Source organism: Streptosporangium sp. NPDC050855 (genome assembly GCF_044456585.1).
GTDB lineage: Bacteria > Actinomycetota > Actinomycetes > Streptosporangiales > Streptosporangiaceae > Streptosporangium > Streptosporangium longisporum.
Genome location: NZ_JBITFY010000023.1, coordinates 40920 through 53309 on the forward strand (window position 1 = coordinate 40920; position 12390 = coordinate 53309).

14 protein-coding genes and 1 pseudogene are annotated in these 12390 nt (G+C 73.0%); 10 read left to right on the forward strand and 5 right to left on the reverse strand.

Annotated elements, in window-relative coordinates; translation table 11 throughout:
- The first annotated feature begins 31 nt into the window (after nucleotides 1-31).
- Complete coding sequence (locus ACIBCT_RS34135; RefSeq protein ID WP_399195793.1) at nucleotides 32-490, forward strand: hypothetical protein; 459 nt, start codon at nucleotides 32-34, stop codon at nucleotides 488-490.
- Between the two features lie 63 nt (nucleotides 491-553).
- Here the strand turns inward: ACIBCT_RS34135 and ACIBCT_RS34140 are convergent, their stop codons facing one another.
- Entirely contained in the window at nucleotides 554-1357 is an 804-nt protein-coding gene (locus tag ACIBCT_RS34140) for a hypothetical protein (protein ID WP_399195795.1), read from the reverse strand.
- An 81-nt stretch (nucleotides 1358-1438) separates the two neighbouring features.
- On the opposite strand from ACIBCT_RS34140, the gene ACIBCT_RS34145 reads away from it, so the two are divergent.
- Nucleotides 1439-2875: a serine hydrolase domain-containing protein gene (locus tag ACIBCT_RS34145; protein ID WP_399195797.1), complete on the forward strand. Its 1437-nt coding sequence runs from the start codon at nucleotides 1439-1441 to the stop codon at nucleotides 2873-2875.
- Nucleotides 2876-3059: 184 nt separating this feature from the next.
- On the opposite strand, the gene ACIBCT_RS34150 is transcribed toward ACIBCT_RS34145, so the two are convergent.
- Nucleotides 3060-4022 (reverse strand): helix-turn-helix transcriptional regulator, encoded by a 963-nt coding sequence (locus tag ACIBCT_RS34150; protein ID WP_399195799.1) that lies wholly within the window; start codon nucleotides 4020-4022, stop codon nucleotides 3060-3062.
- An 80-nt stretch (nucleotides 4023-4102) separates the two neighbouring features.
- Here ACIBCT_RS34150 and ACIBCT_RS34155 point away from each other — a divergent pair, with 80 nt between their 5' ends.
- From ACIBCT_RS34155 to ACIBCT_RS34175, 5 genes are all read left to right on the forward strand, one after another.
- Entirely contained in the window at nucleotides 4103-4849 is a 747-nt protein-coding gene (locus ACIBCT_RS34155; RefSeq protein ID WP_399195801.1) for an alpha/beta fold hydrolase, read from the forward strand.
- A gap of 208 nt (nucleotides 4850-5057) precedes the next feature.
- Nucleotides 5058-5981 carry an ABC transporter ATP-binding protein gene (locus tag ACIBCT_RS34160; protein ID WP_399195803.1) on the forward strand — a complete coding sequence of 308 codons (924 nt, stop codon included), beginning with the start codon at nucleotides 5058-5060 and terminating at the stop codon, nucleotides 5979-5981.
- Nucleotides 5981-6706 (forward strand): ABC transporter permease, encoded by a 726-nt coding sequence (locus ACIBCT_RS34165; RefSeq protein WP_399195805.1) that lies wholly within the window; start codon nucleotides 5981-5983, stop codon nucleotides 6704-6706. The genes ACIBCT_RS34160 and ACIBCT_RS34165 overlap by 1 nt, the downstream gene beginning before the upstream one ends.
- A gap of 79 nt (nucleotides 6707-6785) precedes the next feature.
- Nucleotides 6786-7859, forward strand: a complete 1074-nt coding sequence (locus tag ACIBCT_RS34170) for a sensor histidine kinase (RefSeq protein ID WP_399195807.1) — start codon at nucleotides 6786-6788, stop codon at nucleotides 7857-7859.
- 31 nt (nucleotides 7860-7890) lie between these two features.
- Entirely contained in the window at nucleotides 7891-8496 is a 606-nt protein-coding gene (locus ACIBCT_RS34175; RefSeq protein ID WP_399195809.1) for a response regulator transcription factor, read from the forward strand.
- A gap of 10 nt (nucleotides 8497-8506) precedes the next feature.
- On the opposite strand, the gene ACIBCT_RS34180 is transcribed toward ACIBCT_RS34175, so the two are convergent.
- Nucleotides 8507-9418, reverse strand: a complete 912-nt coding sequence (locus ACIBCT_RS34180; protein WP_399195811.1) for a GDSL-type esterase/lipase family protein — start codon at nucleotides 9416-9418, stop codon at nucleotides 8507-8509.
- A gap of 179 nt (nucleotides 9419-9597) precedes the next feature.
- Between ACIBCT_RS34180 and ACIBCT_RS34185 the strand changes: the two genes are divergently transcribed.
- Together ACIBCT_RS34185 and ACIBCT_RS34190 are read left to right on the forward strand one after the other, a co-directional pair.
- The gene (locus ACIBCT_RS34185; RefSeq protein ID WP_399195813.1) at nucleotides 9598-10827 is read left to right on the forward strand and encodes an isochorismate synthase MenF; all 1230 of its coding nucleotides are present in this window, start codon (nucleotides 9598-9600) and stop codon (nucleotides 10825-10827) included.
- Nucleotides 10828-10970: 143 nt separating this feature from the next.
- Entirely contained in the window at nucleotides 10971-11525 is a 555-nt protein-coding gene (locus tag ACIBCT_RS34190) for a GNAT family N-acetyltransferase (RefSeq protein WP_399195815.1), read from the forward strand.
- A 33-nt stretch (nucleotides 11526-11558) separates the two neighbouring features.
- Here the strand turns inward: ACIBCT_RS34190 and ACIBCT_RS34195 are convergent, their stop codons facing one another.
- Both ACIBCT_RS34195 and ACIBCT_RS34200 read right to left on the reverse strand, forming a co-directional pair.
- A complete protein-coding gene (locus tag ACIBCT_RS34195) occupies nucleotides 11559-11903 on the reverse strand; it encodes a substrate-binding domain-containing protein (protein ID WP_399195817.1) in 345 nt (114 codons plus the stop codon).
- Nucleotides 11904-11985: 82 nt separating this feature from the next.
- Nucleotides 11986-12084, reverse strand: a pseudogene (locus ACIBCT_RS34200) (hypothetical protein); the annotation flags it as partial.
- Between ACIBCT_RS34200 and ACIBCT_RS34205 the strand changes: the two are divergent.
- Nucleotides 12044-12343, forward strand: a complete 300-nt coding sequence (locus ACIBCT_RS34205) for a hypothetical protein (RefSeq protein ID WP_399195819.1) — start codon at nucleotides 12044-12046, stop codon at nucleotides 12341-12343. The pseudogene ACIBCT_RS34200 and the gene ACIBCT_RS34205 overlap by 41 nt on opposite strands.
- Nucleotides 12344-12390: the final 47 nt, after the last annotated feature.

Consider the following 12390-nt stretch of genomic DNA (forward strand, 5'->3'; position numbering starts at 1 on the left):
CGTCGCGCCCCACTCGTCGAAGGGGAGACAGTTGATCCGGTCCGCTGTGAAGGCCGTCGCCGTGACCGCCCTGGCCGCAGGGGTTCTCGCGGCCGACCCGGCGTACGCGGCGTACGCGACCTCGGCTGTCCACACGCCCGAGCGTGTCTGCGGGGCGGGGTTCAAGCGGGTGAAGGACGGCGTCCGTCCCGTCAGGGCCGGGAGCGACACCTTCGGGTACGTGCACCTCCTGTACAACCGCCGCACCGGCTACAACTGCGTGGTCACCATCAAGACCGCCTTCCGGCGTACCGCCACCCACACCACCGCCACGCTGACGGTGCAGGGCGGCAGGCCCAAGACCGACACGGGCAGGTTCAAGTACTACGCCGGGCCCGTGAAGCTGAAGGCCGGCCGCAGGTGCGTCTCGTACTGGGGCAGCATCCGCGACACCCGCCGGGACTTCACCGAGGCGACCGGCGGCCGCAGGACCTTCGGCAACTGCGGCTGACCCGTGCCCCCGGAGTGACCCCTGACCGTCCGAGGTGGCCGGGTGCCTCGCGGCCCGCAACGATCAGTGTCGTCTCAGGATCCGCTCGATTCGATCCGCGAGATCCTTCGGAAGCCCGTTCGTCACCCGGCTCCTCTCGACGAACAGGTCCTTCTGCCTGCGTTCCGCGGTCTCGCGCAGAGTGAGGAGCAGGACCTCGGCGTTCGAGCGGTGCTCTCCCTGCGGCCAGGATCGAACCTCGGCCTCGGCCTCGTCCAGGACCCCGAGGGCATCCCTCACGACGAAGTGCTCCCCGTTCTCGGGGAACGTCTGCAGGCGAAGATCCACGCCGCCCCGGAAGGCCACGTTCCTGAACCGGACCCCGGAGAAGTCGTTCCCCCTGTACTCGTGCACCTCAGGCTCCTTCTTCCTGCGGAACCACTTCCTCTCCCGGGACCATGTGTCGGCGTCGAAGACGGAGTCCTCGACGGTCCCGCTGAAGACGCATTCCACGAAGGCCGTCTCGAGGAAGAAGGAGTCCTTGATCTCCACATCCCGGAAGGAGCAGGAAACGAACCTGGCTCGCCCGGACTGCACGTTCCGAATGGAGGAGCCGTCGAAGTCGCATTCGACGTAGGTGCTCACCCGCACACCGGTACCGAGACATCCGCCTGCTATCCGGGCATCCCGGAAGGTGCAGCGCACGAGGGTGCTGCCATTGCCGATGGAGACGTTGTCGATTTTCCGGGACGAGAAATCCGCGTCCTCCACCCGTACACCGGACAGGGCCAGCTCATCGTCGAACCGGTACGACTCCATCTCCTCCTCGGTCGGCCGCCTTACGGTGATCATGATCACATCATCGTCTTCGTTCGGATGTGCGTTCATCGCCTGCTCGCGCTTCTTCCTTCAGGGGGTGTGCCTCGTAAATCGATCGAACGGACGCGGCGGCTTCGTTACGGTGGGCGGATGTCTTCCCAGCGTGCCCTGCTGCCGCGCTCGACGCCGGCCGCCTCGGGGGTGTCGTCTCGTTCGATCTCCGCGCTGCTGGACCGGATCGAGGCACAGTCGGCCGAGTGTCACTCCATCATGATCGTGCGCCGCGGTCACGTCGTCGCCGAGGGCTGGTGGGCGCCGTACTCGGCCGGACGCCCGCACCTGTTGTACTCGCTGACCAAGTCCTTCACCGCGATCGCCACCGGGCTCGCGATCACCGACGGGGTGCTCTCGCTGGAGGATCGGGTGGTGGACGTGCTGCCCGAGCACGTCCCGGCCGACATCTCACCGCGGGCGCGGCGGCTGAACGTCCACCACCTGCTGTCGATGACGACCGGACATCGCGACGACAGCCTGGACGAGGCCTGGCGGCTGGAGCCGGGCGACCTGGTGAAGGGTTTCCTGCGCGTGCCGTTTCCCGACCCCGAGGGAACGCGGCACGCCTACGACAACGCGACCACGTTCGTGCTGGCCCGGATGGTGGAACGCGTCACCGGACACGTCCTGCCCGAACTGCTGCAGGAGCGCCTGTTCGGGCCGATGGGCATCGAGCACGCCGAGTGGGACCGGGTGGCCGGCGGTGCCTCCTTCGGATTTCACGGGCTGCACCTGACGACCGAGGCCGTGGCCGCCTTCGGGGAGCTGCTGCTGCGCGAAGGCCGGTGGGGCGAGCGGCGGCTCGTCCCGCGCGAGTGGGTGCGGCTCGCGACCGGACGGCACGTCGACACCCGGCAGATCGAGGGCTGGTCGGAGAACCCCGACACGCTCTGCGGGTACGGCTACCAGTTCTGGATGTCGCGTCACGGCTACCGTGGCGACGGCGCCTTCGGCCAGCTGTGCGTGGTCGTCCCGGAGCACGAACTCGTGGTGGCCGTGACCGCCGCCATAACGCAGGGTGAGTCGATCCTCGGCCCCCTGTGGGAGTGCCTGCTGCCCGGCCTGGACCAGGCGGCGAGCCCCCGGGACGACGAGGTGCTCGCCGATCGGCTGCGGCGGTTGTCGTTCGCGCCGGTGCCGGGATCGGCCGGCCCGGAGCGTTCGGCCGAGGCCGTCCTCGACGCCTCCGCCGAGGACTCGGCCCTGCCCGGCGGGACCACGGTGGTCGTCGATCCGGTGCAGGGGGGATGGCTGGTGCGCTTCGGGTCGCCGTCCGGGGTCGAGGTCGAGGTCGGCCACGGCGCGTGGCGCGAGAGCGCACCGCTCGGGCGTCCGGTCGTGGCGACCGGCGCCTGGCGGGGCGACACGTTCGTCGCCGAGCTGTACGTCATCACCACCCCGCACCGGGTCCGGCTGGAGCTCGACGCCGGCGCGGGCACGGCGGTGGCGACGTGGAACACCGTGCCGCTGACCGGCCCCGACCTGAGGTTGCATCTGCGGTCACCGCTGATGACACGACCCGACGTCGCGTAGGCGACACCGGCGCGGTCATCGTCGCAGGGACGGCCCGTCCGGTCGGCGGGAGAGGCACCTGCGGCTTCTCCCGCTCCTCGCCGGCCGGTTCACACCGGTGGGTCGCACCGCATCACGATCCACCGGAAAGGTCGCATTCGCCGCGGGCCGCTGAGGCTCCTCCGGCCCGGTCCCCCGGCGCCGGTCACCCCACCCGGTCCCGGCCGGCGAAGGCCAGCAGGCGGGCGGCCAGGGACCTGACCTCGTCGCGCAGCCCGTCCGGGGTGAGGACGGTGAACGGCACGCCGAGACCGGCGAGCATCTGCGCCATCCCGTCCAGCCGCTCGGCGCGGGTGGCGAGCAGCACCCCTCCGGGGGTCTCGCTCAGGGTCGCCGTGGTGGCGGGGATCCGCGCCGCGGCCTCCTCCAGGGTGGTCTCCAGCACCACCCTGACCTCGTGCCGGTACGGCACCGCCGCCAGCGACCCGACCACGTGCGCGACCGGGTCGAAGCCCTCGGGGACGGAGAACGCGCGCCCGGTGCGCGTGACGTCCACCACCCGGTCGACCCGGAAGGTCCTGACCTCCCCGCTGGCGTGGTCGAACCCCGCGACGTACCAGCGGCCGGAGTGGAAGACGATGCCGTACGGGTCGAGCTCGCGGGTCGAGGCGTCGCCGCGCCAGGAGCGGTAGGCCAGCCGTACGGTGACCAGGTGCCGGGCGGCACCGGCGAGGGCGAGCAGCGGGGCGGCCCTCGGGGCGGGTGTCCTCGGCGCCGCGCGTCCGGTGTGGTCGAGCGTCTGCGACACCGCGTCGACGCGCTCGCGCAGCGGGCCGGGGAGCACGCGCTGGATCTTGGCCAGTGCGCTCTCGGTCGCCGCCTCCCCCACCGCCAGCCCGGTGCGCCGCCCGGCCAGCAGGCCCAGCACCACGGCGGTGGCCTCGTCGTCGGTGAGCATCAGCGGGGGCAGCTTGTAGCCGGGCAGCAGCCGGTAGCCGCCGTAGCGGCCCCGCTCGGCCTGGACCGGGACCCCGAGGTCCGACAGCCGCACCGCGTAGCGGCGCACCGTGCGCTCGTCCACCTCCAGCCTGGCGGCGAGTTCGGGGCCGGTCAGGCCGGGTGCGGCCTGCAACAGCTCCAGCAGCGCGAGAACCCGGGCGGCCGTCACGGCAAGATCCCTCACATATCCGGACCGGTACTGTCCGGATTCGATCCTACGGTGAGACCAGGCGAACGAAGGAGAAAGACATGAGCACGTACGTCCTGGTTCCTGGCTTCTGGATCGGCGGATGGGCCTGGGAGAAGGTCGCCCGGCCGTTGCGCGAGGCCGGGCACGACGTCCACCCGGTCACGCTCACCGGGGTCGGCGACCGGGTCCACCTGGCGGGTCCCGGCGTCGACCTGGAGACCCACGTCCAGGACATCGTCAACACGATCGTCTTCGCGGACCTGACCGGGGTGATCCTCGTCGCCCACAGCGGGGCCGGGGCACCGGTCACCGGGGCGGCCGACCGGATCCCCGAGCGCGTCGCCCGGATCGTCTACCTCGACAGCGGGCCGATGGCCGACGGCATGACCCAGCTGGACATCAGGGAGCCCGAGGAGCGGGAGCTCGTCGAGAGGAGGGTCGCCGAGGAGGGCGGCGGCGTGGGCTACCCGCCCCCGTCCTGGGAGGAGCACGAGCGGGCCGGGGTCAGCCTGGAGGGACTGGGCGAGGCGGAGCGCGCGTGGTTCGCCTCCCGCGCGGTCCCGCAGCCGTACGGGACGCTGACCCGCCCGCTGAGGCTCGGCGGAGGCGCGGACGCGCTGCCCAAGACGCTGGTGACGTGCTCGTTCCCGCTGGAGCAGGTGCATGCCATGATCGCCTCCGGTCACCCGTACTTCGCGGCGCTCTCCGGGCCCGAGTGGAGCTTCGCGGCGGTGCCCACCGGCCACTGGCCGATGTTCTCCGAGCCGGAGAAGACCGCGGCCGCGCTCGCCGCGCTGTCGGCCTGACCCCGGGGGTCCCCACGAGACGCGGGGGCCCGTCCCCGGGACACGCCACCACGGAACGGGAACGCGCTCGCGGTCCGGGACGGGACGGGACAGGACCGGGGCGGAGATGTCCGGGGGGCACCGCGTCCGCGGACGGTGACATTTGTCCCGGCCGGGTCCGGATCGATGGATCTACCTGCGTCTTCGGTCCCTCCGTAGCGTTCCCCCCATGACGAGCACGACAGTGACGACGAGCACGACGAGCACGACGGGCGACGCGGTGTCGCTCGGTGACCTGACCAAGCACTTCGGGACGGTACGGGCCGTGGACGGACTCAGCCTGGACATCCCCGTCGGGCAGACCGTGGCCCTGCTCGGGCGCAACGGCGCGGGGAAGTCCACGGCCATCGGGCTGATGCTCGGGTTGCTGGCCCCGACCTCGGGCGGCGTCCGGATCTTCGGGGGGACGCCCGAGGCCGCGATCCGCGCCGGGCGGCTGGCGGCGATGCCCCAGGAGGGCGGCCTGGTCCCCCGGACCACCGTCCGCGAGCTGGTCGGTTTCGTCTCCACGACCTACCGGACGCCGATCCCGGTGCCGGAGGTGCTGGCCGCCGCCGGGCTGGAGGAGCTGGCCGGCCGGCGGGTGGAGCGGCTGTCCGGTGGCCAGTCCCAGCGATTGCGCTTCGCGCTGGCGCTGGCCGGGGACCCCGAGCTGATCCTGCTGGACGAGCCGACCGCGGCACTGGACGTCCGCGCCAGGCGGGAGTTCTGGGAGAGCATGCGCGCCTTCGCCGCGCGCGGCAGGACCGTGCTGTTCTCCACCCACTACCTGGAGGAGGCCGACGAGTACGCCGACCGGGTGGTCGTGATCGACAAGGGCCGGGTCGCGGCCGACGGCACCAGCCGGGAGATCAAGCGCCTGGTCTCGCTGACCACGGTGAGCGTCACCGCCGGCACCCGGCGGGCCGCAGACCTGGAACGCCTGCCCGGGGTCACCTCCGCGGGGGCCCGCGACGGCCGCGTGCACCTGCGTACCCGCGACGCCGACGCCACGGTGATGGCACTGGCCGGGATGGGAGCCGTACGGGACATCGAGGTGGCGCCCGCCGCGCTCGAGGACGCCTTCATCGCGCTGACGGAGGTGGACGCCTGATGCTCGCCTACATACGCCTGGAGGTCGTCAGGGTCCTCCGTGACCCGGGGTACGTGATCATGGGCTTCGTGATGCCGGTGGCGATGTACCTCCTGTTCACCAACCTCGGCGTCACGGGCGCCGACCGCGTCTCGGCCGCCGTGTACGTGATGGTCAGCATGGCCGCCTTCGGGGCGATCGGCTCGGCCTTCAACAACGGCACCGGCATCGCCGAGGACCGTACGGCGGGCTGGTTGCGGTTGCTGCGCACCACCCCGCTGACCCCGGCGCGGGTGGTCACGGGCAAGGCGATCACCGGCATGCTCGTGGTGCTGCCCGCGATCTGCGGGGTGTCCCTGGCCGGAGCGCTGCTGAACGGGGTGCGCCTGCAGGCCTGGCAGTGGGCCTCGATCGTGCCGCTGCTCTGGGTCGGCTCGCTGCCCTTCATCCTGCTCGCCCTGTCCTTCGGCTACCTGTTCAGCGGGCAGACCGCCACCGTGCTCAACATCGCCGCCAACCTGGGGCTGGCGGTCGTCGGGGGGCTCTGGATGCCGGTCGAGGGCTTCCCCGGCTGGATGAGGACCCTGTCGGGGTGGACGCCGAGCTTCGGCTACGCCGACCTGCCGCGCCGGGTGGCGTTCGGACAGGCGCCCGACGCGGGCACGGCGCTGATCCTCGCCGGCTGGCTGGTCGCCTTCGGCGCCCTCGCCGTGTACGCCTACCGCCGGGCCGGGCGCCTCACGTGAGCGGTGCACACCCGCCGCCGGGCCAGGCGCCCCATGTGGACCGCATGATAGGAGTCTCCAGGTGAGCGGAGGGCCTGCGGTGAGGAAGCGCGAGGGGCCGGGACGCGGAGGGCCGGGACAGCTGGCCTTCTACCCCTGGCTGCTGATCGCCTATCCCCCGCTCGTCGACGTGGTGGAGGGAGACGTGCGGCCGGTGCTCCCGGCGGCGCTGGGCCTGGCGGCCTTCGTCGTCCTGTACGTGCTGTGCGTCCGGTTGTCCTTCACCGACCGGCGGCGCGCGGCGGCCGTGGTGCTGGCCGGGCTGCTGGGGGTGACCTTCCTGCTGCTGGCCGGGCTCGCCCACGACTGGTTCTTCCTCGCCCCGCTGATGACGATCGCCTGCGGGGTCGTGCTGCGCGGCAGGCCGGTCTACGTCCTGCTGGTCGTGCTGACCCTCTCGCTGGTCGTGGTGATGTGGCGGTCGGGGGCGAGCACGGAGCAGATCTCGCTGGTCAGCTGGGGGACGACCACCGGCGGCCTGGTGGTCAGCATCGTGCTGAGGCTGTTCTCGGTGATCGGCGAGCTGCACGACACCCGCGAGGAACTGGCCCGCGTCGCGGTGGCCGAGGAGCGGTTGCGCTTCTCCCGTGACCTGCACGACCTGCTCGGGCACACGCTCTCGGTGATGGTGGTCAAGGCGGAGGTCGTACGGAGGCTGGCCTCCCGTGACGCCGAGGCGGCGGCCTCCCAGGCGGCCGACATCGAGGCCCTCGGACGGGAGGCGCTGCACGAGGTGCGGGCCGCGATCACCGGCTACCGGGGACGCGGTCTGGCCGCCGAGCTGGACGGCGCGCGCACGGTCCTGGCCGACGCGGGCGTCACCGCCACGGTGACCGTCACCGGGGACGCGCCCACGCCGGAGGCCGACGCGCTGCTGGGCTGGGCCGTGCGCGAGGGCGTGACGAACGTCGTCCGCCACGGCTCCGCCCGTACCTGCTCGATCTCCCTGCGGGGCACGGTGCTGGAGATCCGCGACGACGGCCGGGGCGCCGGGGAGGGGGTCTTCGGCAACGGCCTGCGCGGCCTGTCCGAGCGGGCCGCGGCGCTCGGCGGGACGCTGGAGGCCGGCCCGGCGCCGGGGGGCGGTTTCCTGCTGAAGGTGACGCTGCCATGACCGGCCGGCTCCCGTACCGGAGGACGTTCCGATGATCAGAGTGTTGCTGGCCGAGGACCAGGGCATGATGCGCGGCGCGCTGGCCACGCTCCTGGACCTGGAGGACGACATCGAGGTGGTCGCCACCGTCGGCAGGGGCGACGAGGTCGTCGCGGCCGCGCTCGGCGCGCGGCCGGACGTGGCGCTGCTGGACATCGAGATGCCCGGGATCAGCGGCCTGGACGCCGCCGCCGAGCTGCGGGACCGGCTGCCGGAGTGCCGGGTGCTGATCCTGACGACCTTCGGCAGGCCCGGGTACCTGCGCCGGGCGATGGAGGCGGGCGCCTCGGGGTTCCTGGTCAAGGACGGTCCCGTGGAGGAGCTGGCCGCGGCGATCCGGCGGGTCCTGGCGGGCGGGAAGGTGATCGATCCCGCGCTGGCCGCCGCGGCGCTGAGCACCGGCACCAGCCCGCTGACCGAGCGCGAGCGGGACGTGCTGTCCGCGGCGGCCGACGGCTCGACGGTCGCCGACATCGCGGACCGGCTGCACCTGTCGGAGAGCACGGTGCGCAACTACCTGTCCGCCGCGATCGGCAAGACCGGCACCCGCAACCGCATCGAGGCCGCCCGTACCGCCCGGCACAACGGCTGGCTCTGAACGGCGAGGGTCAGGGAGCGGGCAGGGGCTCCACCACCGGTTCGGCGAGCCAGTCGCGCATCATCCGGAAGGTCTTCTCCGCGATCAGCCGCTGACCGGCCGCGTTCGGGTGGAAGAAGTCCCACTTGCTGACGTGGCCGAGCGTGAACGGCTGCGCGAACACCTGGCCGCCGTCGTGGCGGCAGCCGGGGCCGTAGGCCACGCAGACCCGGGCGAGCGCGGCGTTGTACCCGGCGATGCGGGCGCGCACGCGCTCGCGGCGCGCCCGGTCGGCCTCCGACGCCGAGGTGGGGCGCGCCAGCATGGTGGGGCAGATCCGGCCCACCGCCCAGAAGCCGCGCGCCACCGGGCTGTCCTTGCCGATCCGCCAGAGCCGGCCGACGTCGGGGACGCTCGCCACGAACACCCGGCCGCCGGGCCGGCCGGCCTGGAAGGTCGCCAGGGCCTGGGCGATGCGGCTCTCGTAGAGGTCCACCGGGGTCATCAGCCGCTCGGAGGACACGCAGGCGTCCTGGGCGCCGACCAGGATCGTGACGTAGTCGGCCCGGCGCTCGACGGCCCGCGCCACCTGGGCGGCGAGACCCGCGCTGGTGGAGCCGGGGACGGCGAGGTTCACGGTGCGCGGGGCGAGGCCGAGATCGCCCATCCTCAGGCGGTGGCTCCGGACGCTCGGGTGATCCCCGGTCGACCAGGAGCGCGAGGCGCAGGGGACGTACCAGCCGCAGGCGTTGAACCCGGCGCTGATGGAGTCGCCGAGCGCGGCCATCACCCTCGGCCGCCAGGGCTCGGCAGTCCGGGCCACCCCGGACACTCCGGCCGCCTGGGCCGCCTGGGCCGCGGGAGCCGTCGGGGCCGTCCGGGCGGCCCAGGCCGGGGCGGCCTGGGCGATCGTGAGGGCGGCCAGCCCTGTGAATGCCGTCACAGTCCTGCGAAGCATGACACCCCCGCTGCGAGATCTCGTCTGCTTCGGATGTATCACCGCAGGTCGGAGCGGCAGGCTTCGTTGACCGAGTGCCTTGGTTTTCTTGACACGTCGTGGCGGGTGTGCTGGGGCGTGAACGACAGTCGAACACGTTCAGTTTTACGCATAGAGTGGCGGAGGTGAGTGTAGCGCTCGGATCGATTCGTCCTCTCGTGGTGAGAACCACCCCCGTCGAGGACCCCGGCGACCTTTTCTCCCGGCTCCCCGACGCCGCCCCCTACGCCTGGGTCAGGCGCGGAGAGGGACTCGTCGCGTGGGGCGAGGCGGTGCGCCTGGACGTGCCCCCCGGCCCCGGGCGTTTCGACTGGGCCCGCGACCGCCTCGCGGAGATCTTCGGCGAGGCGCACGTCGACGACGACGTGACGGCCCCCGGCTCGGGCCCGGTCGCCTTCGGCTCGTTCACCTTCGACCCGGACGCCCACGGCTCGCTCCTGGTCGTGCCCGAGACGATCCTGGCCCGCCGTGACGGCCGCGCCTGGCTGACCACCGTCGGCGAGCGGCGGCTCGACGCCGTCACGCCGCTCCGCGACCCGGGCAGGATCCGGTACGGCGACGGCAGCCTGACCGCGCCGGAGTGGCAGCACGCCGTGGCCCGCGCGATCCGGCGGATCCGGTCGGGCCTGCTGGAGAAGACCGTGCTGGCCCGGGACCTGAACGCGGTCGCCGAGCGGGCGATCGACGTCCGCCTGCTGCTCGCCCGGCTGGCCGCCCGCTACCCCGAGTGCTACACGTTCTCCTGCGCCGGGCTGGTCGGCGCCACCCCCGAGCTGCTGGTCCGGCGGACCGGGGAGACGCTGGAGTCGCTGGTGCTGGCCGGCACGATCGCCCGGGGCAGCGGCCAGGCCGACGACGTGGCGCGCGGCGCGGCCCTGTTCGCCTCGGAGAAGAACCGCCACGAGCACGCCTGCGCGGTGGCGTCGGTACGCCAGGCGCTGGACCCGCTCTGCGCCGAGCTGAAGATCCCCGAGGCGCCCGAGCTGCTGGTGCTCGCGAACGTCCAGCACCTGGCCAGCCCGGTGACCGGGCGGCTGCCGGCCGGGACCTCGGTGCTGGACGTGGTGGAGGCCATGCACCCGACCGCCGCCGTGGGCGGCACCCCGACCGGGCGGGCGCTGGACGTCATCCGCGACCTGGAGGGCATGGACCGCGCCGGGTACGCCGGTCCGGTCGGCTGGATCGACGCCCGGGGTGACGGTGAGTGGGGGATCGCGCTGCGCTGCGCGCAGATCCAGGGTGCCCGTGCCCGGTTGTTCGCCGGCTGCGGGATCATGGGCGACTCCGACCCGGCCTCCGAACTCGCCGAGGCCCAGGCGAAACTGAGGGTCATGCAGTACGCCCTGGAGGGCTGACCCCGCCCTGGTCGGCGACGGTTCGATAGGCGTACCCTCACAAGGGCAACACATCGGACATTTCAGGCAAGGAATGATCCTTCTTCTGCTCCATGTTCTCTCATGCCGTACGGCCGGGCCTGCTCGTCAGGGAGAGGAAGATCATGACGTTATTGACCACCGACCGCCTCACGGTGCGTGACTGGAGTCCCGCCGACGCCGGCGAGGCCCTGGCCATCTACGGGGAGCCCGAGGTGACCCGCTGGCTCTCTCCGGCGATGAACCGGCTGGAGGGAGAGGAGGCGATGCGGGCCACGCTGGAGTCGTGGGAGAGCAGCAGGCCGGCCCTGACGCCCCCGCTGGGCCGCTGGGCGGTCGTCCGCAACTCCGACCAGCGCATCGTCGGCGGCCTGTCCCTCAGATACCTGCCGCCGGACGAGGAGGACATCGAGATCGGCTGGCAGCTCGCCCCCGACGCCTGGGGGAACGGCTACGCCACCGAGGCCGGCCGCGCCCTGGCGGGCTGGGCGTTCTCCATCGGCGCCCACGAACTCGTCGCGGTCGTCCGGGTGAACAACCAGCGCGGCGCCGGGGTGGCCAGGCGCATCGGCATGCAGTGGGCCGGGGAGACCGACAAGTACTACGAGACGCGCCTGAACGTGTACCGCCTGTGGCCCAGCGATCTCACCGCCGCCCAGGAGGAGGCCCTCCGGCTCTGACCGCTTCTCCTCACGGGACCGCCGCCGGACGTCTCACACCGCAGCGGTGCTCGACCGTACGACCAGGGCGGTCGGTACCTCCGTCCTGGTCGCCGGACGGCCGGAGAACAGAGCGTCCAGCGCGGCCTCGCCCGGTTCGGGCCAGGACCGGCGGACGGTCGTCAGCCCCGGCGTGGCGTACGCGGCCGCCAGCGAGTCGTCGAAGCCGACCACGCTGACCTCGTCCGGCACGCGCAGCCCGTGCTCGGCCAGCGCCCGGTACACGCCGAGCGCTATGACGTCCGAGCAGGCGAACACCGCGGTCGGCGGCTCGCCCGGCCCGGCGAGCATCGCCCTGGTGGCCACGAGGGCGTCGTCCATCCGGAAGTGGCCGCGCACCTCCCAGCGGGGGGTCGGCCCGCAGCCCGGCCCCGGCCATGGCCCTGCGGTATCCGGTCAGCCGCTCGGCGGCGCACGGGACGCCGGGCCGGCCGGCCACGACGGCGATGCGCTCGTGTCCCAGTCCGATGAGGTGCTCGGTGGCGGGCCGGGCACCGTCCAGGCCGGCCGAGGTGACCACGGGCAGGCCGGGCGGCGGCGTGCGGGGTGGTTCGACGATCACCACGGGGATGCCGTGGCCGGCCAGCCAGGCCCGCTGGGTGCCGGTCGGCAGGGTGCGCACCAGCAGCACGCCCGCGCTGTCGCGGATGCTGACCCGGTCCAGCCAGACCGGTGGCGGCCCGCCGTTCCCGGTGCGGCCGAGCACGGTGGAGACGACCAGGTCCACGCCCGTTCGCCAGGCCGCGTCCTCCATGCCCTGCAGGGCCGCCAGCGCGTAGGCCGAGCCCGGCCCCTGGAGCACGACGTCGACCACGCTGCCCCTGGC